Below are 22238 nucleotides of genomic sequence, written 5' to 3'. Positions count from 1 at the left end.
CCGGCGCTCACTCCTCATCCCAGCCCTCCGGGCCGACCCCGTTGGCATCGACCGGCTCATCGGCGCCGCGATAGCGCGGCACATTGGAGATCGCACCCTCATGCTGCCGGTCGCCGACCCGCTCAGCGATGGCCGGCTGGCGCTGGGACGGGAAGTCGCGCAGCCCGCCAAGGCGGTGCTCATCCCACTTCTCCAGCGTCAGCGGCGTCTGCAGCCACAGGGTCACAAGCTTCGCGCACTGGATGAGCGAATCGACGTGAGTGCGCTCCCAGCCGTGCGAACCGTCGAGCCCGAACGCCATGAGTGCCGCACGCGCACCGGCTCCGGCCTCCAGCGCGGCGGCGACATCGGAGCGGTAGTAGGTGAAGATGTCGCGGGCCATGTCGAGGCCGTGGCGCTGCCCGAGCCGGATGAGCTTGCGGGTCAGGTGGTAGTCGAAGGGGCCGTGCATGTCCTTGAGCGGGATCGTCACCCCGCGCTCGAGCGAGTTCTGGTTCGGGGCGCACACGGCGTTGTCGATCGAGACGAGCTCGGCGACGTTCTGTGACACACCGGCCGAGGCGCCGTGGCCGACCTCCTCGAAGATCGTCACGAGGATCGTCGTCTTCACCGGCAGGCGCAGCTTGCCGTCGATGGCGCTCTTGGCTGCGGCGAGCGCGATCGCGACACCGGCCTTGCCGTCGAGGTGGCGGGAGTTGATGTAGCCGGACTTCGACATCGACGAATGCGTCATGAGCGCGACCGTGTTGCCGACCTCGATGCCGAGCCCCTCCAGGCCGGCCTTGTCGCTGACGGCCTCGTCGACGCGCACCTCGACCTCATCCCAGCTCACCGGCTGCTCGTCGACCTCGTCGCCGTAGGCGTGGCCGGAGGTCTTGAGGGGCAGAATCGTACCGGTGTAGACGACATCGGGGAACTCGGTGATGATCTGCACGCGCGCCCCTTCGGCGAACCGGGAGGAGAAGGTGCCGACCGGCACGACCGACAGCCGGCCATTGTCCTTGAGCTTCGAGACCATGCAGCCGATCGTGTCGGCGTGGACGACGATGCAGCGCTCGGCGTCGATCTCCTCATGCAGGTCAGCGTCGTCGGCCTCCCCGTCATCCGTGCCCGAGGCGGCAGGCAGTTCGACGATGAGCGCACCCTGGCGGGTGAGCTGGGCGTTGAGGCCGAGGTCGGCGACGATGTCGCCGATGAACTGCATGACGGCATCGGTGCGTCCCGAGGGAGAGGGGGTGCGCAGCAGGCGGAAGAGGATGTCGAGCATCCACCCCTGGTCGATGACTCCGGGTGTGAGATCAGTGAATCCGGTGGCATTGTCGTTGCCGAGTTCAGCGACGTTGTAAACGCTGTCGGCGGTGTCGTCGTGGGGCACTCTGACTCCTCCTTCTGTCGTGCTCAAGGGGGCGTCCGCACAGCCGGTCGGCTCTGCGGATGGTGGCGGGCATGCCGGGCATGCCCGCACAGTGGCCACCATAGCGCCCGCAGGCGCTGTGGCCAGCCGCATGTCAGAGTCTGGAGGGCCTTTCGAGGCGGCTCCCGGCACGCACTCAGCCCCCGCCTCGGGCCCGGTGGGGCCGGTTCGCGGGGGCGTTAGGCGTAAGTTTGCTGGGCCCGGGGGTCAGTTCGTCGGGTCGGCTGGCTTGTCCGGTTCCCACGCCCACGGGGTGCGCTTGGAGTTGGGGAACAGGTAGTCGACGAACTCGGCGGCGACCGGCTGCGGCTCGTGGTTGGCCAGGCCGGGGCGCTCATTGGCCTCGATGAAGACGTAGTCGGAGCCCTCGACGTCGGGGACGAGCAGGTCGATGCCGGTGACCGGGATGTCGATGGCCGCTGCGGCGGTGATCGCGGCCCTCGCCAGCTCCGGGTGCAGGCGGTCGGTGACGTCGTGGATGGTGCCGCCGGTGTGGAGGTTGGCGGTGCGCCTGACCTGCAGTCGCTTGCCGGGTTCGAGGATGTCGTCGAGGCTGTAGCCCTCCTCGCGCACTGTCGCCTCGGTCGACTCATCGAGCGGGATCTTTGACTCCCCGCCGGTGGCTGCTGCCCGGCGCTTGGACTGCTTGCGGATGAGCTCGGCGACCGGGGTCTTGCCGTCGCCGACGACGGCGGCCGGCCGGCGGATCGCTGCGGCGATGACGCGGCCGGTGATGACGAGGATGCGCAGGTCCTCACCTTCGCAGAACTCTTCGAGCAGCACCTCGGAGCCCTCGCCTCCGGCGCGGCCGAGTGCGTCCTTGAGCTGCTTCTCCGTCTGCACGCCGATCGTGATGCCAGCCCCCTGCTCGCCGCGCACCGGCTTGACGACCAGCGGACCGTACTCGTCGAGGAAGTCGACGTCGCCTTCGTCGAAGGTGGCGTTGCGGCCCTGCGGGACGCGCACGCCGGCGGCTTCGACGATCTTGCGGGTCACGCGCTTGTCCTCGCACCGGCTCATTGCCACCGCCGAGGTGTACTGCGACAGCGACTCGCGGGTGATGACGGTCCGGCCGCCGAATTCGAGCTGGATGTAGCCGGTGTCGGCATCGAGAACGCTGACGCGGATGCCGCGTCGGGTGGCCTCATCGGCGATGATGCGGGCGTACGGGTTGAGCTCGTCGAGGCCCTCGATGCGCGGCTGGGCGTAAAGCTGCTCGTTGATGGCGTTCTTGCGCTTGACGCCGTAGATCGGCATGCGGGTGAAGCCCATGTGCTCGTACAGGCTGATGGCGGCTTCGTTGTTCCACATCACCGACAGGTCCATGAATGCCGCACCGCGTTCGGCCAGCAGGCGGGCGAGTGCGACGACGAGGAACCGGCCGAGGCCGCGGTGGCCGCTGGTCGTGTCGACCGCCAGCGTCCACAGTGAGGAGCCGCGTTCGGGGTCGTCGAACAGCTCGGAGTGGTCGACGCCGGTGACGGTGCCGATGATCTCGCCGGTCGATTCGTCCTCGGCGACGAGGTAGTGCATCGATTCGGCGTTGCGGTGGTTGTCCCAGATGACGCTGACGTCGGCTGGGACCATCGAGCGGGTGACGTAGATGCGGTTGATCGCCTCGCAGTCGGCCTCGGTCTCGATGGAACGCACCTTTACGCCGGGCACTTCGACCGGGACGGGCAGCCGGTTCTCCAGATCGAGGCGGTAAGTGTGGCTCGGGTCGATGAAGTACTCCTCCGGATGCAGTGCGACGAGCACATGCGGATCCGAAAGGTACATGCAGATATCGCGGGTGCCGCCTGCTTCGTCGCGCAGCACCCGGCCGATCTCCTCGATCTCTGCGAAGGTCTGGCCGAAAACGAGCCGGCCCCAGCCGAGCTCCTGGATGACGTCGTGCTTCATGGTCCCTCCTGCCGGGATGTGCCGAGACCACCGGGTGGGATTCCTGCCCCGGCCCGGTGGTGTCGGCGTGAAGTCGGTGGGTCAGGCTGCCGGGCCGGTGATCCCGTGGTTCTGCAGCCAGAGTTCCAGCAGGGCGATCTGCCACAGCCGGTTGCCGCGCAGCGGAGTGAGATTCTCGTTCGGGGCCTTCAGCAGTGCCTCGACGGCGGCTGGCTGGAACAGGCCGCGGTCGCGGGCGACCTGCCCGGAGATCGCCTCGCGGACCTTCTCCAGGTATGGGCCCTGCAGGTGCTTGAGGGCCGGGACCGGGAAGTAGCCCTTGGGCCGGTCGATGACCTCGCTCGGGATGACCCGGCGGCCAACCTCCTTGAGGATGCCCTTGCCCTCCTGGGCGGTCTTGTACTCGGCGGGGCATTCGGCGGCGAGCTGGACGAGGTCGTGGTCGAGGAACGGCATGCGCGCCTCGAGCCCTGCGGCCATCGTCATGTTGTCCACGCGCTTGACCGGGTCGTCGACGGCCATGATCGTCGTGTCGATGCGCAGCGCCCGGTCGATGCCGGTGGTCGCACCCGGGCTGCGGAAGTGGGCGTCGACGTACTCTGTGGAAACATCGGAGCCGGTCATGAACTGCGGGGAGACGAGCTGGCCCATCTCCTCGTAGCTGCGGTCGAAGAACGACTGCTGGTAGCTGGCGAGCGCAGCCTCGACGTCGTCGCCGGCTTCGTACATCGGCGGGTACCAGTGGTAGCCGGCGAACACCTCGTCGGCCCCCTGCCCGGACTGCACGACTTTGACGTGCTTGGCGACCTCTTGGCTCAGCAGGTAGAAGGCGACCGCGTCGTGGCTGACCATCGGCTCGCTCATGACCCCGATCGCCTCGTCGAGGGCCGGCAGCATCCGGTCGGTGGAGATGCGCAGCTGGTGGTGGTTGGTCTTGAAGTGCTCGGCGATGACGTCGGAGTACGTGAACTCGTCGCCCTCTTCACCGCCGAAGGACTCGAAGCCGATCGAGAAGGTCTCGATGTCCTTCTGCCCGAGCTCGTCCATGAGCCCGACGATGAGGCTGGAATCCAGGCCGCCGGAGAGCAGCACGCCGACGGGCACATCGGCGGCCAGCCGGCGGCGCACGGCTTCGCGCAGGCTGTCGTAGATCGCGTCCTGCCAGTCGGTTTCGGACCAGTCGGCCTTGTCCTCACCGGTGCCGTACAGCGGCTGCCAGTACTGCGTCTGCGTCTGCGAGCCATCGGTCTCGACCCACATGTAGGTCGCCGGCGGCAGCTTACGCACGCCCTGGAGCATGGTGAACGGCGAGGGCACCACGGCGTGGAAGGTCATGTAGTGGTTGAGCGCGACCGGGTCGATCCGGGTGTCGATGCCGCCGGCAGCCAGCAGCGCCGGCAGTGTGGAGGCGAAGCGGAAGGCGCCGTCGACCTCGGCGAAGTACACCGGGCGCACGCCCATCCGGTCGCGGGCGATGAATACGCGCCCGGACTCCTCTTCGTGGATGGCCAGCGCAAACATGCCCTGGAACTTCTCGAGGGCCTTCTCGCGCCATTCGGCGAAGGCCTTGAGCACCACCTCGGTGTCGGAGCTGGAGCGGAAGGTGTGGCCGAGTCCGTGGAGCTCCTCGCGCAGCTCTTCGTAGTTGTAGATCGCGCCGTTGAGCACGATCGTCATGCGCACATCGGGGTCGTGCATCGGCTGCGCGCCGGTCTCTCCGAGGTCGATGACCGCCAGACGCTGGTGGCCGAGTGCGACCCGCCCGTCGTCGATGATGCCGTCACCGTCAGGGCCACGGCCGGCCATCGCCTTGCTCATGGCCTCAACCGCGGCCTTCGCGTCCCTGTGTGGTGCCTGGGCTGTCGAGATCTGTCCGCAGATGCCGCTCACGCCGGCTCACATCCTTCAGGTAGGTTGCAGTGCTCACCATCCTATACAACGCACCACCCCGCAGCGCAGCCTCGGTCAGGCTCCTCGCACGGCGGTGACGACGGTGAATTTGCGGTCCCTGGCCCACTGTCGGCTGGCCCCGAACGTCCGCTCGACCGCACCACGGTAACCGAGGTGGGAGTTGTAGACGCAGACGAGTCTCCCACCAGGTTTCAGCATCCGGTGGGCTGTGCGGATCATTGCGTGTGCGGTGCCGGTTTCGATCGTGTGTCCGGTGTGGAAAGGCGGGTTGAGCACGATGAGATCGCAGCTGCCGGCAAGCGCATCGAGTGCCGGGTCGGTCTCGGCTGAGGCGTCGGCAAGGACGAGCTGGACGTCCGGGTTGCCTGTGCTCAGGGTGGCCGTGGCCGAGGCGAGGGCGGCTTTGGACACGTCGATCCCGATGCTCGTGGCTGGGTTCAGCAGCCCCTGGAGGTTGGCCAGCAGCCAGCCGTTGCCGCAGCCGAGGTCGGCGACCGTGAGCCCGGCAGAATCGTGACTGCCGGCAGCAGGAGTGAGCTTGGCGCGGTGGTCGATGAGGCTGGTGACGAGCACGTCGGTGCCGTGATCGATCTGGGTGCCGCCGTAGCAGGCGCCGTAGGCCGCGACCTCGAGGGGTGCTGCACCGGGCACGCGCAGCGGCCGGATGTCGCTGCGCGGGAACACCGGGGCAGCCTCGGCCGGTCCAGCACCGCTGCCGCCACGCGGGTGGCTGCCGATGATGAGCCGGCACTTCGCCAGCCCGGGTGAGACGTCGACTCGGTCGAACACCTCGGCCAGCTCCTCGTTGATCGCCGTGCTCATGTGCTTCTCCCGGCCGACGACGATGAACTCCTCAGCCAACCCGGCGGCCGCCTGCAGGTACTCCCGCAGCGCGGCCGTCGCCTTCGGTGCCGCCAGCACGACCCGGCAGCCAGGCGGGAAGATCTCCGGGCCGCCGGGTGCTCCGACGTGCAGGTCCGGCGAGGCGGTGTGCGGCTGCGGCAGGCCTGCCTCAGTGAGGAGACCTGCGACCGCGCTCCCCCGACGCTCGCCACGCAGGTCATCCCAGTAGGCAGTGATCGCAGGGCCCGCGACGGTTGCGGCGGCCAACAGTGCGCCGTCTGCATCGTCGATGACGACCGTCGGCCGCGGCGACCACGCGGTCTCCGCCTGCTCCCCCTGCTCCCCACTCTGGGGGCGCCCGGAGATGTCAAGCCAGCCGCGGCTGCGGCCGAGCAGGTACTCGCACGCCAACCGGGAAGCCCCATGCCCGGCCGGCCAGTCCGGCCACAACCGGGCCACCACCTCGGCGGCGGGGCCGAGGTGTGAGCGCAGGGCGGTATGATCGGGCACGCAGGCAACCGGCAGCAGAGACTGAACCATACCCACCAGTCTCCCACCAGTCCGGGGAGCGTGCGGATGTGACCGATGAAACGCCTGGTTCCATCTTCTGTTCGCCAGCCTCGGTCGATAGGCTTGTGAGCAGGACGTTTCCCGCGCGCGACAGCGAGAGCAACGGCAGAGGAGCCAGGACGCATGACCATTCTTGTCGGATACACCCCCAGCCCCGAAGGCATGGCAGCCGTCGACTTCGGCATCGAGCAGGCGCGGGCGTTCGACGAGGCGCTGCTCGTGCTCAACGCCGGGATCGGGGAAGCGCACGAGGAGAAGGGCATCGCCACCGCCGAGAACCTCAAAGAGCTTGGCGACAAGCTTGAGGCCGCTGGGATTCGGCAGGAGCTCAAGCAGTTCCTGCGCGGCAACGACCCGGTCGAGGAGATCCTCGCCCTCGCCGAGGCGACGCCGGAGGTGCGGATGATCGTCATCGGTTCGCGTGAGCGCTCGCTGGTGGGCAAGCTCATCATGGGCTCGACCGCCCAGCGCATCATCCTCGGCGCCGAGGTGCCGGTCGTGTCCGTCAAGGCGAAGAAGAGCTGAGGCCGGGGCCTGTCGAGCTGCGGCGCCACTGCGGTGCGCGCTCGTCGAGCGCGGCCGTGAGGTCTGCCAGGAACTCCGAGATGTCGGTGCGCTTCGTGACCCGGAAGTACTCCCACCCGGCGGTGCGGAAGGTGCGCTCGCGCTGGATGTCATGATCCCACTGCCACGCATCCGTGCGGTGGTGCCCGCCCTCGTACTCGATGGCGATCCGCGCACCCCGGTAGGTCAGGTCCGGGTGGTAGAGCTGTTCGGCGCGCGGCAGCTGGATCGGCGCGCAGACGAGCGGAGTCGGCAGCCCGGCACCGACGATGTGCAGCCGAAGCCGCGTCTCCTGCGGTGAGCCGACCTTGTCGCGAGCGAGATCGAGAGCGGTGAGCAGGTTCTTCTTGCCGAAGACGTTGCGAGCCTCAAGCGCGGCAGCTCTGATCCGCTCGACTGTGGCCACCGGGTTCGTCCTCCACGTCCCGCACATCGCGTCGATGACGTAGACGAGCTCGCCGACGTTCATGACGCGTGCGAGTTCGTAGACGACGTAGTCCATGCGGTTGAGCCGGACGTTGTAGATGACGTGGGGTGCGTAGCATTTGGACCGGGCTGCTCTGATCCCGCGGCGCTGCAGGCTACTGCCTGCAGGCAGTGTGACGGTGAGCGGTTCGCCGCGCAACCGCTGAGGAACCGGCCAGCCCCGGAGGATCGCCGCGGTGATCTGTCCGCCCAACGCGTCCGGGCGCACAGCGTTGAGGCACGCGAGTTCGTACCGCACGCGATACCACTCTTCGTCTGCCCATGCCGGTCCGCTGGGCAGCGGCGCATGCGTCGGGACGGCGTGTGCACCGCGACAACCGGTCGCTGTCGGCTGGCTGCCGGTGTACCGGCGTGCGCGCGAGACGCCGCCCAGATCTGACACTGCAATGGGGGTCGGCGCGGCATGGAGCCTACCGTGGTTCCCTGCTGGGGCATCTGGTCGAATGCTCATGCCGAGAGCCTCTCCCCCACAGGGCTCTAGCGCGAGGGATTCTGCTGAGCTGTGGATACCCTCGAGGATGCCGGCCTGCTTGTGACCTGAAGTTGATTCCGTCCCTCGACGCCTTCAGAGACGCTTCGCAAGCCCCGCAAGCGTGGGCCGAATGGGCCCGACCGTCTGAACCGCGGCAAAGTTTGTAGACCTATTCATATTTCACCGGCCTCTGAATATGAATAGGTCTACAAACTTCTTCACCCATAACCTGCGCAGAGGCCGACGAGCCTCAGAAAGCCCACCCCCCTCGTGGAGTCAGGCCGGGCCCGCTCCCCTGCACAGCACTGCGGGCCCTGGTCGCAGTGACCAGCGCCCGCAGTATCAAGTAGCTGAACTGGGCTGTCAGCCGCAGCAGCTCTCAGCGCATCAGCTCACTCAGCCGAGCAGCTCGCGCATGAGGCGAGCGGTCTCCGACGGGGTCTTGCCGACCTTGACGCCTGCAGCTTCGAGCGCTTCCTTCTTCGCCTCGGCGGTGCCGGACGAGCCGGAGACGATCGCGCCGGCGTGGCCCATGGTCTTGCCCTCGGGCGCGGTGAAGCCAGCGACGTAGCCGACGACCGGCTTGGTGACGTTGTCCTTGATGTACTCGGCGGCACGCTCCTCAGCGTCGCCGCCGATCTCGCCGATCATCACGATGGCTTCGGTCTCGTCGTCGTTCTGGAACGCTTCGAGCGCATCGATGTGGGTGGTGCCGATGATCGGGTCACCACCGATGCCGATGCAGGTGGTGAAGCCGAGGTCACGCAGCTCGTACATCATCTGGTAGGTCAGCGTGCCCGACTTCGACACCAGGCCGAGCTTGCCGCGGTTGGTGATGTTGGCCGGGGTGATGCCGGCCAGCGACTGCCCGGGGCTGATGATGCCCGGGCAGTTCGGGCCGATGATGCGGGTCTTGTTGCCCTTCTCGCAGGCGTGCGCCCAGATCTGGGCGGCATCCTGGGCCGGGATGCCCTCGGTGATGATGACAAGCAGTCCGATACCGGCATCGATGGCTTCGAACGCGGCGTCCTTCGAGAAGGCCGGCGGCACAAAGGCAACCGAGACATCGGCGCTGGTCTTCTCCATCGCCTCAGCGACGGATTCGAAGACCGGAAGTTCGACCTCGTTACCGTCCTTGTCCTTGTGGGACACGGTGGTGCCGGCCTTGCGGGCGTTGACGCCGCCGACGATCTGCGATCCGGCTGCGAGCATCCGGGCGGTGTGCTTGGTGCCTTCACCGCCGGTGATGCCCTGCACGATGATCTTCGAGTCAGAGTGGAGGAAAATCGACATGATTCTTAAGCCTTTCGGATGGGATCAGCGGCTGGCGGCGAGTTCGGCTGCCTTGTCGGCGCCGCCGTCCATCGTGTCGGTCAGGGTCACCAGCGGGTGGTTGGCGTCTTCGAGGATCTTGCGGCCCTCATCGACGTTGTTGCCGTCGAGGCGGACGACGAGTGGCTTCGAGGCGGTGTCGCCGAGGATCTCGAGAGCCTTGACGATGCCGTTGGCGACCGCGTCGCAGGCGGTGATGCCGCCGAAGACGTTGACGAAGACGCTCTTGACCTGGTCGTCGCCGAGGATGACGTCGAGTCCGTTGGCCATGACCTCAGCCGAGGCGCCGCCGCCGATGTCGAGGAAGTTCGCCGGCTTCACGCCGCCGTGCTCCTCACCGGCGTAGGCGACGACGTCGAGGGTCGACATGACGAGTCCTGCGCCGTTGCCGATGACGCCGACCTCGCCGTCGAGCTTGACGTAGTTGAGGTCGAGCTTCTTGGCCTTGAGCTCGAGGGGATCCTCAGCGCTGATGTCGCGCAGCTCTTCGTGGTCCTCGTGGCGGAAAGAGGCGTTGTCGTCGAGGGTGATCTTGCCGTCGAGTGCGATGATCTTCCCGTCGCCGGTCTTGACCAGCGGGTTGACCTCAACGAGGGTGGCGTCCTCTTCGGCGTAGACGGTCCACAGCTGCTTGAAGACCTCCGCGACCTTCTTCGCGTCCTCACCATCGAAGCCGGCTTCGGAGGCGATCTCGGCGGCCTTGGCATCGTCGATGCCGGTCAGCGGGTTGACGTCGACCTTGGCGAGCGCTTCGGGGCGCTCCTTGGCCAGCGTCTCGATCTCGACGCCGCCTTCCTTGGAGCACATGGCGAGGTAGGAGCGGTTGGCGCGGTCGAGCAGGATCGAGAAGTAGTACTCCTCGGCGATGTCGGCGCCTTCGGCGATCATAACCTTTTCGGTCGTGTGGCCCTTGATGTCGAGTCCGAGGATCTCCTCGGCCTTGGCACGCGCGTCCTCGGGTGACTTGGCGAGCTTGACGCCGCCGGCCTTGCCGCGGCCGCCGGTCTTTACCTGGGCCTTGACGACGACGGTGCCGCCGCCGAGCTCGTGGGCTGCGGACTGTGCTTCCTCCGGCGTCTCAGCGACCCGTCCGCCGAGCACGGGCACACCGTGCTTCTCGAACAGGTCACGGGCCTGATACTCAAAAAGATCCACGTGAGTTCCTAACGTCAATGTTGGTGCCCCGGCGCGGGGTCGGCCCGTGTGCCGGGTGCTCCTTCTGCGGATGGCTGGGGTCACCGCCGCCGAGGCGGTCCCCACCTGAGTGCGGACCGCTGGGCTGGCATGGCTCCAGCGCATGTCGACCATTCCTCACTTTAGTATCCTTCGGCGGTTTGGCCACATCGTCAGGCAGGTGAATCCCGCGCCCGCAGTGTGATTGTGCTGACGTCTGGGCGGCGCTGCCGCCGCCTGGAGGTTCCTTGACATCAAGATGCTTTGCGGGAAAGTATCTTGACGCTGGCCCTATCGCAGTAGAATGGGGTCATGGATGAAGTCGATCGGATCGTAGCGGCATGGCGGCGCGAGCGCCCCGATCTCGATGTCGCCCCGATGGAGGTGCTCTCGCGGGTCTCCCGGCTGGCCAAACAGCTTGACAAGGCGCGCAAGTCGGCCTTCCACGACCATGAGCTGGAGGTCTGGGCCTTCGACGTGCTCTCGGCACTCCGCCGCGCGGGTGAGCCCTACGAGCTCTCCCCCTCCCGGCTCATCAGCGAGATGATGGTGACGTCTGGGACGATGACCAACCGCATCGACCGTCTCGTCAAGGTCGGCTGGGTCTCTCGCCGCCCGGATCCCAAGGACCGCCGGTCGATCCTCGTGACTCTGACCGAAGTCGGCAAGCAGAAGGTCGACAACGCCCTATCCGACCTCCTCGTCCATGAGGCCGACCTGCTCGCCGAGCTGACCGACGCCCAGAAGCGCAAGCTCACCGAGCTGCTGCGCACCCTGTCAACCGGTTTCGAGACCGGTTCCCGCATCGTGACCCCGGAGACTGCCACGTGAGCACTGATCGCTCTTGACCGCTGACCGCTTCCCCACCGTCGACGGTGCCCTCGGCCCGCGCGATCTCGGCGGCCTGCCCGCCGCTGGGGGCCTGACCCGCCTCGGGCGCGTGTTCGCTGGAGGGCGCCGCGAGCTCATCACCGCCCGCGGGGTCGACCAGCTGGCTGATCTGGGGATCCGTTCGGTCGTTGATCTGCGCGCCCCCGCCGAGGTGGGCTGCAGGCCTTCTGATCCGCAGGTTCCCGAGGCGGCCTGGGACCGGTTTGCGATCCGCACCTGCCCGGTCGAGGACTTCAGCGATGAGGCCTACGTCAAGGCGATCGACCACCCGTTCCTCAACCACCCCAAGCAGTACCCGCTGCTGCTGACCCACTTCCCGCGGCTGCTGGCCGGTGCGCTGGAGAGTCTCGCCGAGGCGCTGGAGACCGGCCCGGTGTACCTGCACTGCTCGGCCGGCCGAGATCGCACCGGTCTGTTCTCGGCCTGGATGCTGCAGCTGGCCGGTGTCGAACCGGCGGTCATCGCCGAGGAGTACGTGCGCTCACTGGCCGTCGTCAATGAGCACCACAAGACCTCCGGGCACCCGGTGGAGTACTTCATGGAGGCCGACGAGTTCGCCGCCTGGTCCGGGTCCCGCAAAGCAACGCTGCTGGAATTCCTCGACCGTCATCCGGCCGAAAAGACGCTTGCGCAGCTGAGAATCTCCCCGGCACACGTGGCCGCCTTGGCCACTCTGCGGCCGTGATTCTCTAGACTCGACACATGAGCCGACGCCTCCTCATCTTCCCCGCCGCAGTGTGCGCCTCCGGTCTGCTGCTGAGCGGCTGTGCCGTCAACGAGTCCGAGCGCCCCGAGCAGCGCCCCTCCCTGTCGCCGGAGGAGGTCACCCCGGTCGAGACTCCGGACTCCGCTCCCCCGGTCGTCGTTGTCGACACTTCCCCGGGCGGGGCGAAGGAGAACGACCCGCTGTGGCAGGGCCTGGAGAAGGCCGCCGCCAACGGCGAGGAGGCCTACCTGAATGCCTACCTGCGCACCTTCGGCGATGTCGCCGATTCCGGCGAGGTGTCGCTGACCCCGGACATGCCCAACAGCGTGACCGTCAACGTCGATGCTGAGCAGGTGAGCGCGCATGAGGGCAGCTTCTACCAGGTGCTGGGCACCTTCGAGGTCGAGCAGATCGGCGATTCGGCGTTCACCCTCACAACGGTCAACGGCGATGAGATCGCCGAGCTCAACCCGCAGGGCCCGGATTCGCAGGCCCGCTGCACCGCCGATGACGCCCAGGACCGCATTGAGCTGGCGGCCTCGGATCTGGCCAAGGATCCTGATCAGCGTGAGGACATGCGCCTGCGCTGGGCTGCCGCGCCCGAGGTGTGGTGGGGCATCCAGCAGACAGCACTGTCCCTGCGTGATTCCGATGGCGATTTCGCCGGAGACTTCCTCGGCGAGGCCTGTGGCCCGTACCGCGATGGAGCCGGCAGCGGCGACGACGGCGGGTCAGGAGACGGCAGTGGGGCCGGTGACGGCTCAGGTTCCGATGACGACGTCACCTCGAACGAGGATTCCGAGCAGAGCGAGCTCGGCGGCTGATCCCAGCCGGCCCGGGCTCGTCAGTCGTCTTGCTGGTCGAAGTGCTGTTCGCTGCCGCCGGCGCCGAGCGCCTGTTCGTAGGCGCGCACGCTGGCGGGGCTGAAGAGCCCGAAGAGGCACAGCACTGCCGGCAGGATCGCCCCGACCTGCAGAGCCATGCCAGCACCCCACATCGAGAGCCCGAACAGCGCCTGGAGCAGCTGCCAGGCCACGGTGGCCGGGCGCGCCCAGCGGCGCATCCGGTGCAGCCCGCGGGCGACGAGCACGAGGCCGGTGGCCATGATGATGAACATGACGGCCAGCCCGAACAGGGAGCTGCGCAGCTCGGCCCCGGCGGCACCGCCGGTGCGCACGAAGAACACCGCAGCCACGACGAGCACGACCGCTTCGAGCACGACCATCGCGATGGCCAGCCACAGCGTCCACGGGCGAGTCGCCATCGGGGTGCCCGGGGTCAGCGGGCTGCCGGCTGCGCCTGCGGTCTCGTCGGTAGACGGGGCCGGCGCGGTGTCGGACGGGTGGATGTGAACGGAGTCGTCTCCCCCGGCGCTGCGCTTGCGTCGCTTGCCGCTCATGGAATCACAGGTCCAGACGCTCGAAGCCCGGGATCACGAGGTCATCGAGGAACCGGTTGCGCGCATCGTGGGGCAGGAACGCCGCGCCCAGGGCGTTGACGGTCGCCCATTCGAGGTCCGGCTGCTGCCAACCGGCGCGGTCGACGAGCAGGCGCATCTCACGGGTCATCGAGGTCGCCGACATCAGCCGATTGTCCGGGTTGACGGTGATGGCGTAGCCGAGCTCCTTGAACCGGGTGATCGGGTGATCCTCGATCGAGGTCGCCGCCCCGGTCTGCAGGTTCGACGACGGGCACAGCTCCAGGGGCACCTGATGGTCGAGGATCCAGGCGGCGAGCCGGCCGAGGCTGCCGCTGCCGTTGTCCCCGGTGAACTGCATATCGTCGATGAGGCGCACGCCGTGGCCGATGCGCTGGGCGTGGCAGATCTGCACGGCGGCGTGGATGCTCTCCACCCCGGCGGCTTCGCCTGCGTGGATGGTGACCGGGAAGCACTCGCGGTGCAAAAGCTCGAAGGCGGCGAGGTGGTCAGCCGGCGGGAAGCCGTCCTCGGCACCTGCGATGTCGAAGCCGACGACGCCGCGGTCGCGGTGGCGCAGAGCGAGCTCGGCCACAGCGAGGCTGTTGTCGGCGTGCCGCATAGCGGTGATGATCTGGCCGGTGCGGATGAAGCGGCCGTTGTCAGCAGCGATCGCATCGGCTTCGTCGAGTCCGCGCTGGACTGCTTCGACGGCCTCGTCCATCGACAGTCCCTGCTGGACGTGCTGTTCGGGCGCCCAGCGGGCCTCGGCGTAGAAGACACCGTCGGCGACCTGGTCGAGCGCCCACTCCCGGGCCACCCGGGTCAGGCCCTCGGCGGTCTGCATGACGGCGATGGTGTGGTCGAAGGTCTCCAGGTAGCGCGGCAGGTCACCGGAGTTCGCGGACTCGGAGAACCAGCGGCGCAGCGCCTCGGCATCGGTGGCCGGCAGCTCATGGCCGACCTCGGCGGCAAGATCGATGATCGTCTGGGGGCGCAGGCCGCCGTCGAGGTGGTCGTGCAGCGACACCTTCGGCAGTTCGAGGATCGGGTCATCGGGGTCGACTCCTAAGGGAGTCTCAAAGAGTTTGGAATCCACGTCCCTCAGCTTACGGCATGGGGTCAGGGCAGTTCGATCTCCCCGGAGCGGATCCGCTCCTGCACATCGGCGACCTCGCGGCCGACCCCGGCGACTCCGGACAGCGGCACATCGGAGGCGACCATCGTAATGCCACCGTTTTCGATCGTGCCGCGGTAGCTGTGGGAGCGCACGAGCAGGTCACCGATCGGCTCCGGCTTCTGCCCGGCCGGTTCGAGTTCGCCGGCGAAGCCGGTCTGCGGCCAGCCTTCGATGGTGGTCTGGAAGCCGGCGGCGATGTTGGGCACGATCGAGGCGATGACGTAGCGGCCGACCCGCCCGAGGGTCTCCGAGCCGTCGGCGCCGTACCACACGAGGGTGCGCTTGGGTTCGTCTGCGGGCGCCTCGGTGGGCTCGTCTGCAGGGGCGTCCTCCGCCTCGGGCCCGGCGGTCTCTTCGACCGGCGGGAAGTAGTGCTCCTGGAACCAGGTGAGCGAACCGCTGGCCGCACCCGAGGCGAAGGGCACGATGACATCAGCGTCGGCCTCGATCGCTTCGGCGGTGATGTCGAAGCCGGCGGCGGTGGTGTCGGAGACGGTGCGGCCCTCGATCTGGCCGGCGCGGTGGCTGCGCACGCGCTCGTCGTCTGCCGCATCGGTGTCCTCGTTGAACAGGTCGACGCCGGCGTCGAAGGCGGTGAGCAGTCCGCGGTTGTTCTCGAATCCGTAGGAGGAGTAGGCCGAGACGATGCCGGTCTTGGAGCTGGCGGCGGCGATGTAACCGGCGATGAAGGCCGGTTCGAGCAGGTCGAAGTCGACGGTGATGACGTTGTCCGGGAAGTCCTGACCGCCGGCTCCGGCACCGGCGGTGGCCACGGCCATCCACGCCTGTTCGGGGTGGCCGGCGGCGACCTCGGCGAGCATCTGCGCCCCACCGGGGCCGAGCAGCGCGGTGAGCGTGCAGCCACGCTCGGCGTAGTTCTCCAGCGCGCGGCGGGTGTCATCGAGGGAGTCGACGCGCTGGGTGGAGGTCGAGCCGAGGAAGTCGGAGCGCTGGGCGTTGGACACCTCGCCGAAGCTCAGCTGGCCGATCGAGCGGTCGTCGAAGCCGGCCGGTGAGGAAACCATGCAGCCGCTGGTGAGCAGCGGCTCGGTCGGCTCCTCGGAGCCGCACCCTGTCAGCAGCACCAGTCCGGGCACGATGAGGGCCGTGGTGAGGGCTGCGGCAGGTTTCAAGACCACGGGACTCCCAGGGCTCGAAGCGCCATCGCGGTGTAGACGCGGACGCTCATCTCCAGTGCGCGTTCATCGACGAGGTAGTCGCCTTGGTGGATATCGTACGTAATCCCGCCCGGCGTGCGGGTGCCCACGCGCACGAGCGCGCCCGGACAGTTCGTCAGGTACCAGGCGAAGTCCTCCCCGCCCATCGACTGCGGGGTCAGCTGCACGCTGCCCGGGCCGAGCTCATCGCGCACGGCGGCCTCGAGCAGGGAGACGTCCTCTTCGGTGTTGACCACCGGTGGGACGCCGCGGCGGTGCTCCAGGTCGACGGTGACGCCGTAGGGCCCGGTGACGCGTTCGACGAGGTCGGGCAGCACCTCGGCGACCTGGTTCCAGCCGTCGACGTCGAGGCAGCGCAGGGTGCCCTGCAGGAACCCGTCGGACGGCACGACATTGGGCGCGTGGCCGGCGCGGATCTCGCCCCACACGAGCGAGATCGCATGGCGGGGGTCGATGAGGCGTGAGAGCGTGGCCGGCAGGTCAGTGGTGAGCTTGCCGAGGGCGTAGACGAGGTCCTCGGTCAGGTGCGGGCGCGAGGTGTGGCCGCCGTGGCCGGAGAGCCGGATGATGACGGTGTCACCGGCCGCGGTGATCGGGCCGATGCGCGAGCCGACCTTGCCGACGTCGACGTTGGGGTCGCAGTGGATGGCGAAGACGCGCGGCACATCGGCAAGCACACCCTGGCTGATGACCTTGAGCGCACCGCCGGGGGTGACCTCCTCGGCTGGCTGGAAGATCATCCGGATCCGCCCGCCGAGTCCGCCGGGCAGCTCCTTGTGGATGGAACTCAGCACCCGGCCGGCTCCGGCCAGGGAGCTGAGATGGATGTCGTGGCCGCAGGCATGGGCGACGCCGGGCACCGTCGAGGCGAACGGGGTGCCGGTCAGGTCGTCGAGCGGCAGAGCGTCGATGTCGGCGCGCAGAGCGGCGACCAGCGGGCCCTCGCCGACTTCGCAGACGACGCCGGTGCCCTCGAGGGCCTGCGGGTCGAGGTCGGCGTTGCGCAGGAACCCGAGGATCTTCTCCGTCGTCCGGAACTCCTCGTAGGACAGCTCGGGGTGGGCGTGGATGTCACGCCGGAACTCGAGCAGCTCATCGTAGAAGGGCGCAAGGTGGCTTTGGATCACAGCGTCCGATTCTAGTCAGCCGACCTGCGACGATCCTGGGCGGGCGTCCCAAAACTTCACAATCCGCTCAGGCGAGCCGGTGCCGGGTGGCGGTCCCGCCTCGGGCGCGGGGTCAGAGCAGGTCGTCCCGGCCCATCTCGGCGACCCGGCTGACGGCGGCCTTGACGTCCTGGGCGTGGGAGCGGGAGGCGACGAGCAGCACATCGTCGGTGTCGACGACGACGACATCGTCGAGCCCGACGAGGGCGACGAGCCGGTCGGTGCTGGAGAAGACCACGCCCGAGGTGTCGACGTCGACGATCTGGCATTCCTCGCCGATCGCGTAGACGGCTGAGGATTCGCCGGGCACCGGCTGGCGCAGCTTGGCCACCGAGTCGAAGTCGCCGACGTCATCCCAGCCGAAGTCACCGGGCACGACGATGACCCGGCCGGCCTCGGCGGCCGGTTCGGCCACGACGTAGTCGATCGCACGCTTCTCCAGTCCCGGCCACACCTCGGCAAGCTTCTGCTCGCGGGCGGACTCGTCGTGCCAGATGTCGGCGACCGAGCGCAGCGCGGCGTAGAGCTCAGGGGCCTGTTCGGCCAACACGGCGAGCATCGCCTCGGTGGTGGCGATGAACATGCCAGCGTTCCAGCGGTAGGAGCCGGAGTAGACGTAGGTTCGGGCGACCGAGGCGGCGGGTTTTTCGACGAAGGCGGCGGCACGGCGGGCGGCATAGGCGCCGGGGATCCCGAGGTGGGAGCCGGTTTTGATGTAACCGTAGGCGGTGGCCGGGTAGGTGGGGGTGATGCCGATGGTGACGATGTCACCGGTCTGCTCGGCGGCGGTGACTGCCTGGCCGATGACGTCATGGAACTCGGCGACATTGGTGATCGAGTGGTCGGCGGAGAAGGAGCCGATGATCGCCTGCGGGTCGGTGTCGTGGATGAGCATCGCGGCCAGGCCGATGGCGGCAGCGGAGTCCTTGGGCGAGGGTTCGGTGATGATCCGGTCGGCCCGCAGCTCGGGCAGCTGGCCGGCGACGGCTGCGGCGTGGCTGGTGCCGGTGACGACCCAGGTGCGGTCGGCGTCGACGAGTGGGAGGACGCGATCCCAGGTCGACTGGAGCAGGGTGCGGCCGAGGCCGAGGACATCATGGAGGAACTTCGGGGAGGCCTCCCGGGAGACCGGCCACAGCCGGGTGCCGGAGCCGCCGGCCGGGATCACTGCGTGGAAGTGCGGATTCATCGCGTCTCATCCTCCGTCTCAGACTGCAACTCTGGCTTGACTGCGGCGCCGGAGGCATCTTCGGCGCACCCCGCACCTGCCGGCCACGATACCGCCTCTCCTGCTCAGCACATGCACAGACGCTCACCGGCGCCTCAGCCGATGCGGACACAGACCCATCATGTTTACGGCACACTGGCATGTCCTAAATCTCACGCGAGATCTCGCGTCCGTTCTATGGACGCCTCTTTGAGGGGATTCACATCGAATCGGCAACAATGCCGCCGGGCAGATTGGCGATTCTCCCCAGTTCGGCGTAATTTCGAGTGGTACACATCTGTTCGCATTTCACTTGGAGGATGCCCCGTGGCCAATGCGTCAACGGGCACTCTGTACCGCGGAAATGAAGGAATGTGGTCTTGGGTTGCGCATCGCGTGACCGGCGTCGGCATCTTCTTCTTCCTGCTCGTACACGTGCTCGACACAGCTCTTGTCCGTGTCTCGCCTGAGGCGTATGACGCCGTCATCGCGACGTACAAGACCCCTCTGATGGCCATCGGCGAAATCGGCTTGGTCGCAGCCATTGTGTTCCACGCTTTCAACGGCCTGCGCATCGCCGCTGTCGACTTCTGGTCCGGCGGCCCGAAGAACCAGAAGAAGCTGTTCTGGGCAGTCATCATCGGCTGGGTCATCATGATGGCCGCGTTCCTGCCCCGACACCTGATGCACACGTTCGGAGGCTGAGGAACATGACGTCGACCATTCCCGCACCGCGCACCGGCTATGACCGGCACAAGTCCACGCGCTCGCGCTTCGAACTCTGGGCCTGGCTGTTCATGCGCCTCTCCGGCGTCGTGCTCATCGTGCTCATCTTTGGGCACCTGTTCGTCAACCTGTGGCAGGGCGAGGGCGTCCAGGGCCTCGACTTCGGCTTCGTCGCCGGCAAGTGGGCAAGCCCGTTCTGGCAGATCTGGGATCTGCTCATGCTGTGGCTGGCCATGCTGCACGGCACCAACGGCATGCGCACGATCATCAGCGACTACGCAGAGAAGCCGCGCACCCGCATGGCGCTGCTGCTGACGCTCTACATCGCCTCGGCGGTCATTATCGTGCTCGGCACGCTCGTGATCTTCACGTTCGATCCGTGCCCGGTCGGAGCCGATCCGTCGCTCATCCCTGACTTCTGCTCACGGTGATTGCGCCTCTCTCACTCGCCCCAACGGCTCTTTCCGGCCAAGGAGAATTGGATTTCTATGCAGGTACATGACTACGACGTGGTGATCGTCGGTGCCGGCGGCGCTGGAATGCGCGCTGCCATCGAATCCGGCCAGCGCGCACGCACCGCCGTGCTGACCAAGATCTACCCGACCCGCTCCCACACCGGCGCGGCACAGGGCGGCATGTGCGCCGCGCTGGCCAACGTCGAGGAGGACAACTGGGAGTGGCACACCTTCGACACCATCAAGGGCGGCGACTACCTCGTCGATCAGGATGCTGCCGAGGTGATGGCCAAGGAGGCCATCGACGCTGTCCTCGATCTGGAGAAGATGGGCCTGCCCTTCAACCGCACCCCGGAGGGCAAGATCGACCAGCGCCGTTTCGGCGGCCACACCCGCGATCACGGCAAGGCGCCCGTTCGCCGCGCCTGCTACGCTGCAGACCGCACCGGCCACATGATCCTCCAGACGCTGTACCAGAACTGCGTCAAGCACGGCGTCGAGTTCTACAACGAGTTCTACGTCCTCGACCTCATCATGACCGAGGTCGACGGCGTTCGCCGCCCGGCCGGCGTGGTGTCCTACGAGCTGGCCACCGGTGAGATCCACGTCTTCCGCGCCAAGGCCGTCGTCTTCGCCTCCGGCGGGTTCGGCAAGATCTTCAAGACCACCTCGAACGCCCACACGCTGACCGGTGACGGTGTCGCGGTTGCCTACAACAACGGCATCCCGCTGGAGGACATGGAGTTCTTCCAGTTCCACCCCACCGGCCTGGCGGGCCTCGGCATCCTGCTCTCCGAGGCTGCCCGCGGCGAGGGAGCGGTGCTGCGCAACGCCGACGGTGAGCGCTTCATGGAGCGCTACGCCCCAACCATCAAGGACCTCGCACCGCGTGACATCGTCGCCCGGTCGATGGCCAACGAGGTGCGTGAGGGCCGCGGCTGCGGACCGAACAAGGACTACGTGCTGCTCGACCTCACCCACCTGGAGCCGGCGCACATCGACGCGAAGCTGCCGGACATCACCGAGTTCGCCCGCACCTACCTCGGCGTGGAGCCCTACACTGAGCCGGTGCCGGTGTTCCCGACCGCGCACTACGCGATGGGCGGCATCCCGACCAACGTCAAGTCCGAGGTGCTGGCCAACAACACCGACATCGTCCCCGGCCTCTACGCCGCCGGTGAGACCGCCTGTGTCTCCGTGCACGGCTCGAACCGCCTGGGCACCAACTCGCTGCTCGACATCAACGTCTTCGGCAAGCGCGCCGGCATCGCCGCCGCGGAATACGCCAAGACCGCCGAGCTGCCGGAGCTGCCGGAGGGTGCCGCAGACCGCACCGTCGAGCTCGTCGACACGATGCGCGCATCGAACGGCACCGAGCTCGTCGGTTCGATCCGCAAGGATCTGCAGGAGATCATGGACGCCAACGTCCAGGTGTTCCGCACCGATGAGACCCTGCGCGAGGCACTCGACGAGATCGAGCGGCTGCGCGAGCGCTACCGCAACGTCGGCATCCACGACCGCGGCAAGCGCTTCAACCTCGACCTCCTCGAAGCGATCGAGCTGGGCTTCCTGCTCGAGATCGCCGAGGTCGTCACGGTGGCAGCCATCCACCGCAAGGAATCCCGCGGCGGTCACTTCCGCGAGGACTTCCCCGACCGTGACGACGAGAACTTCATGCACCACACGATGACCTACCTCGACCCGGACGGCGAGGCCGAGGGCATCAAGGGCATGCGCCTGGAGACCAAGCCGGTCGTCGTCACCCGATACCAGCCGATGGAGCGTAAGTACTGATGAGCGAGAATCAGAACACTGCAGAGCCTGCATCCAAGGTCGATCTCCCCGACCACCTCGGCGGTGGCGGCGGCGAGATCCCGTCGTTCGACTGCACCTTCCAGATCGCACGCTTCGACCCCGAGAAGGACGAGGCCCCGCACTGGGAGGAGTACAAGGTCACAATGCACGGCACCGACCGTGTGCTCGACGCCCTGCACAAGATCAAGTGGGAGATCGACGGTTCGCTGTCGTTCCGCCGCTCGTGCGCACACGGCGTGTGCGGTTCGGATGCGATGCGGATCAACGGCCGCAACCGTCTGGCCTGCAAGACCCTGCTGAAGGACCTCGATACGAACAAGACGATCACCGTCGAGGCGATCAAGGGCCTGCCGCTGGAGAAGGACCTCATCGTTGACATGGAGCCGTTCTTCCAGTCGTACCGTGAGATCATGCCCTTCCTCATCACCTCCGGTCACGAGCCGACGCGTGAGCGCCTGCAGTCGATCGAGGATCGTGAGCGCTTCGACGACACCACCAAGTGCATCCTGTGTGCATCGTGCACCACCTCGTGCCCGGTGTTCTGGACCGACGGTCAGTACTTCGGTCCGGCCTCGATCGTCAACGCCCACCGCTTCATCTTCGACTCCCGCGATGAGGGCGGCGACATGCGCCTGGAGGTGCTCAATGACAAGGAGGGCGTGTGGCGCTGCCGCACCACCTTCAACTGCACCGAAGCCTGCCCGCGCGGCATCGAGGTGACCAAGGCGATCGCCGAGGTCAAGCAGGCGCTGCTCCAGCGCGCCTTCTGACCCACCACGCGCATCAGGCCCCGTCCCGCATCTTGGCGGCACGGGGCCTGAGTGCATTCA

20 protein-coding genes are annotated in these 22238 nt (G+C 67.5%); 8 read left to right on the top strand and 12 right to left on the bottom strand.

Annotation, left to right across the window (positions count from 1 at the left end):
* Positions 1–7 precede the first annotated feature (7 nt).
* The 4 genes from HLA91_RS02200 to HLA91_RS02185 form a co-directional block, all read right to left on the bottom strand.
* Positions 8–1375: an osmoprotectant NAGGN system M42 family peptidase gene (locus tag HLA91_RS02200; protein WP_204514180.1), complete on the bottom strand. Its 1368-nt coding sequence runs from the start codon at positions 1373–1375 to the stop codon at positions 8–10.
* A gap of 246 nt (positions 1376–1621) precedes the next feature.
* Entirely contained in the window at positions 1622–3316 is a 1695-nt protein-coding gene (gene ngg, locus HLA91_RS02195) for an N-acetylglutaminylglutamine synthetase (RefSeq protein WP_170273318.1), read from the bottom strand.
* Positions 3317–3397: 81 nt separating this feature from the next.
* Complete coding sequence (locus HLA91_RS02190) at positions 3398–5206, bottom strand: N-acetylglutaminylglutamine amidotransferase (protein ID WP_212753884.1); 1809 nt, start codon at positions 5204–5206, stop codon at positions 3398–3400.
* A 75-nt stretch (positions 5207–5281) separates the two neighbouring features.
* Positions 5282–6610 carry a class I SAM-dependent methyltransferase gene (locus HLA91_RS02185; protein WP_170273317.1) on the bottom strand — a complete coding sequence of 443 codons (1329 nt, stop codon included), beginning with the start codon at positions 6608–6610 and terminating at the stop codon, positions 5282–5284.
* Positions 6611–6763: 153 nt separating this feature from the next.
* Between HLA91_RS02185 and HLA91_RS02180 the strand changes: the two genes are divergently transcribed.
* Complete coding sequence (locus HLA91_RS02180; protein ID WP_170273316.1) at positions 6764–7165, top strand: universal stress protein; 402 nt, start codon at positions 6764–6766, stop codon at positions 7163–7165.
* On the opposite strand, the gene HLA91_RS02175 is transcribed toward HLA91_RS02180, so the two are convergent.
* The 3 genes from HLA91_RS02175 to sucC all read right to left on the bottom strand — a co-directional run bounded on the left by HLA91_RS02175 (position 7146) and on the right by sucC (position 10649).
* Positions 7146–7928 (bottom strand): hypothetical protein, encoded by a 783-nt coding sequence (locus HLA91_RS02175; protein ID WP_170273315.1) that lies wholly within the window; start codon positions 7926–7928, stop codon positions 7146–7148. The genes HLA91_RS02180 and HLA91_RS02175 overlap by 20 nt on opposite strands.
* A gap of 630 nt (positions 7929–8558) precedes the next feature.
* Positions 8559–9455, bottom strand: coding sequence for a succinate--CoA ligase subunit alpha (gene sucD, locus HLA91_RS02170; RefSeq protein ID WP_170273314.1), 897 nt, complete (start codon positions 9453–9455; stop codon positions 8559–8561).
* A 24-nt stretch (positions 9456–9479) separates the two neighbouring features.
* Positions 9480–10649 (bottom strand): ADP-forming succinate--CoA ligase subunit beta, encoded by a 1170-nt coding sequence (gene sucC, locus HLA91_RS02165; protein ID WP_170273313.1) that lies wholly within the window; start codon positions 10647–10649, stop codon positions 9480–9482.
* A gap of 330 nt (positions 10650–10979) precedes the next feature.
* Here sucC and HLA91_RS02160 point away from each other — a divergent pair, with 330 nt between their 5' ends.
* Genes HLA91_RS02160 through HLA91_RS02150 form a run of 3 tightly spaced genes read left to right on the top strand, consistent with a single transcriptional unit; the run spans position 10980 to position 13088 of the window.
* A complete protein-coding gene (locus tag HLA91_RS02160) occupies positions 10980–11498 on the top strand; it encodes a MarR family winged helix-turn-helix transcriptional regulator (RefSeq protein ID WP_170273312.1) in 519 nt (172 codons plus the stop codon).
* A gap of 13 nt (positions 11499–11511) precedes the next feature.
* Complete coding sequence (locus HLA91_RS02155; RefSeq protein ID WP_170273311.1) at positions 11512–12243, top strand: tyrosine-protein phosphatase; 732 nt, start codon at positions 11512–11514, stop codon at positions 12241–12243.
* 17 nt (positions 12244–12260) lie between these two features.
* A complete protein-coding gene (locus HLA91_RS02150) occupies positions 12261–13088 on the top strand; it encodes a hypothetical protein (protein ID WP_170273310.1) in 828 nt (275 codons plus the stop codon).
* Between the two features lie 20 nt (positions 13089–13108).
* Here the strand turns inward: HLA91_RS02150 and HLA91_RS02145 are convergent, their stop codons facing one another.
* The 5 genes from HLA91_RS02145 to HLA91_RS02125 form a co-directional block, all read right to left on the bottom strand.
* Positions 13109–13663: a hypothetical protein gene (locus HLA91_RS02145; RefSeq protein WP_170273309.1), complete on the bottom strand. Its 555-nt coding sequence runs from the start codon at positions 13661–13663 to the stop codon at positions 13109–13111.
* Positions 13664–13667: 4 nt separating this feature from the next.
* Complete coding sequence (locus HLA91_RS02140; protein WP_170273308.1) at positions 13668–14780, bottom strand: adenosine deaminase; 1113 nt, start codon at positions 14778–14780, stop codon at positions 13668–13670.
* A gap of 23 nt (positions 14781–14803) precedes the next feature.
* A complete protein-coding gene (locus HLA91_RS02135) occupies positions 14804–16000 on the bottom strand; it encodes a BMP family ABC transporter substrate-binding protein (protein WP_170273307.1) in 1197 nt (398 codons plus the stop codon).
* On the bottom strand, positions 15991–17166 hold the full coding sequence (locus HLA91_RS02130; RefSeq protein WP_102161588.1) for an amidohydrolase: 1176 nt from the start codon (positions 17164–17166) through the stop codon (positions 15991–15993). Before HLA91_RS02130 ends, HLA91_RS02135 begins: the two co-directional genes overlap by 10 nt.
* 112 nt (positions 17167–17278) lie before the next feature.
* A complete protein-coding gene (locus tag HLA91_RS02125; protein WP_170273306.1) occupies positions 17279–18394 on the bottom strand; it encodes a mannose-1-phosphate guanylyltransferase in 1116 nt (371 codons plus the stop codon).
* Positions 18395–18739: 345 nt separating this feature from the next.
* On the opposite strand from HLA91_RS02125, the gene sdhC reads away from it, so the two are divergent.
* The 4 genes from sdhC to HLA91_RS02105 are packed head-to-tail and all read left to right on the top strand — an operon-like array spanning position 18740 to position 22178.
* On the top strand, positions 18740–19117 hold the full coding sequence (sdhC, locus tag HLA91_RS02120; protein WP_102161584.1) for a succinate dehydrogenase, cytochrome b556 subunit: 378 nt from the start codon (positions 18740–18742) through the stop codon (positions 19115–19117).
* A 5-nt stretch (positions 19118–19122) separates the two neighbouring features.
* Entirely contained in the window at positions 19123–19569 is a 447-nt protein-coding gene (locus HLA91_RS02115) for a succinate dehydrogenase hydrophobic membrane anchor subunit (protein ID WP_102161582.1), read from the top strand.
* Between the two features lie 57 nt (positions 19570–19626).
* A complete protein-coding gene (gene sdhA, locus HLA91_RS02110; protein ID WP_102161580.1) occupies positions 19627–21387 on the top strand; it encodes a succinate dehydrogenase flavoprotein subunit in 1761 nt (586 codons plus the stop codon).
* On the top strand, positions 21387–22178 hold the full coding sequence (locus HLA91_RS02105; RefSeq protein WP_170273305.1) for a succinate dehydrogenase iron-sulfur subunit: 792 nt from the start codon (positions 21387–21389) through the stop codon (positions 22176–22178). The genes sdhA and HLA91_RS02105 overlap by 1 nt, the downstream gene beginning before the upstream one ends.
* Positions 22179–22238: the final 60 nt, after the last annotated feature.

Source organism: Brevibacterium luteolum (assembly GCF_013004595.1).
GTDB lineage: Bacteria > Actinomycetota > Actinomycetes > Actinomycetales > Brevibacteriaceae > Brevibacterium > Brevibacterium luteolum.
This window is presented reverse-complemented; position numbering and strand designations above follow the sequence as displayed.

Coding starts and splice junctions, on each gene's coding strand:
- HLA91_RS02150 (WP_170273310.1), top strand. CDS start 12,261: ATGAGCCGACGCCTCCTCATCTTCCCCGCCGCAGTGTGCGCCTCCGGT.
- sdhA (WP_102161580.1), top strand. CDS start 19,627: ATGCAGGTACATGACTACGACGTGGTGATCGTCGGTGCCGGCGGCGCT.
- ngg (WP_170273318.1), bottom strand. CDS start 3,316: ATGAAGCACGACGTCATCCAGGAGCTCGGCTGGGGCCGGCTCGTTTTC.
- HLA91_RS02115 (WP_102161582.1), top strand. CDS start 19,123: ATGACGTCGACCATTCCCGCACCGCGCACCGGCTATGACCGGCACAAG.
- HLA91_RS02125 (WP_170273306.1), bottom strand. CDS start 18,394: ATGAATCCGCACTTCCACGCAGTGATCCCGGCCGGCGGCTCCGGCACC.
- HLA91_RS02145 (WP_170273309.1), bottom strand. CDS start 13,663: ATGAGCGGCAAGCGACGCAAGCGCAGCGCCGGGGGAGACGACTCCGTT.
- HLA91_RS02105 (WP_170273305.1), top strand. CDS start 21,387: ATGAGCGAGAATCAGAACACTGCAGAGCCTGCATCCAAGGTCGATCTC.
- HLA91_RS02185 (WP_170273317.1), bottom strand. CDS start 6,610: ATGGTTCAGTCTCTGCTGCCGGTTGCCTGCGTGCCCGATCATACCGCC.
- HLA91_RS02160 (WP_170273312.1), top strand. CDS start 10,980: ATGGATGAAGTCGATCGGATCGTAGCGGCATGGCGGCGCGAGCGCCCC.
- sucD (WP_170273314.1), bottom strand. CDS start 9,455: ATGTCGATTTTCCTCCACTCTGACTCGAAGATCATCGTGCAGGGCATC.
- HLA91_RS02180 (WP_170273316.1), top strand. CDS start 6,764: ATGACCATTCTTGTCGGATACACCCCCAGCCCCGAAGGCATGGCAGCC.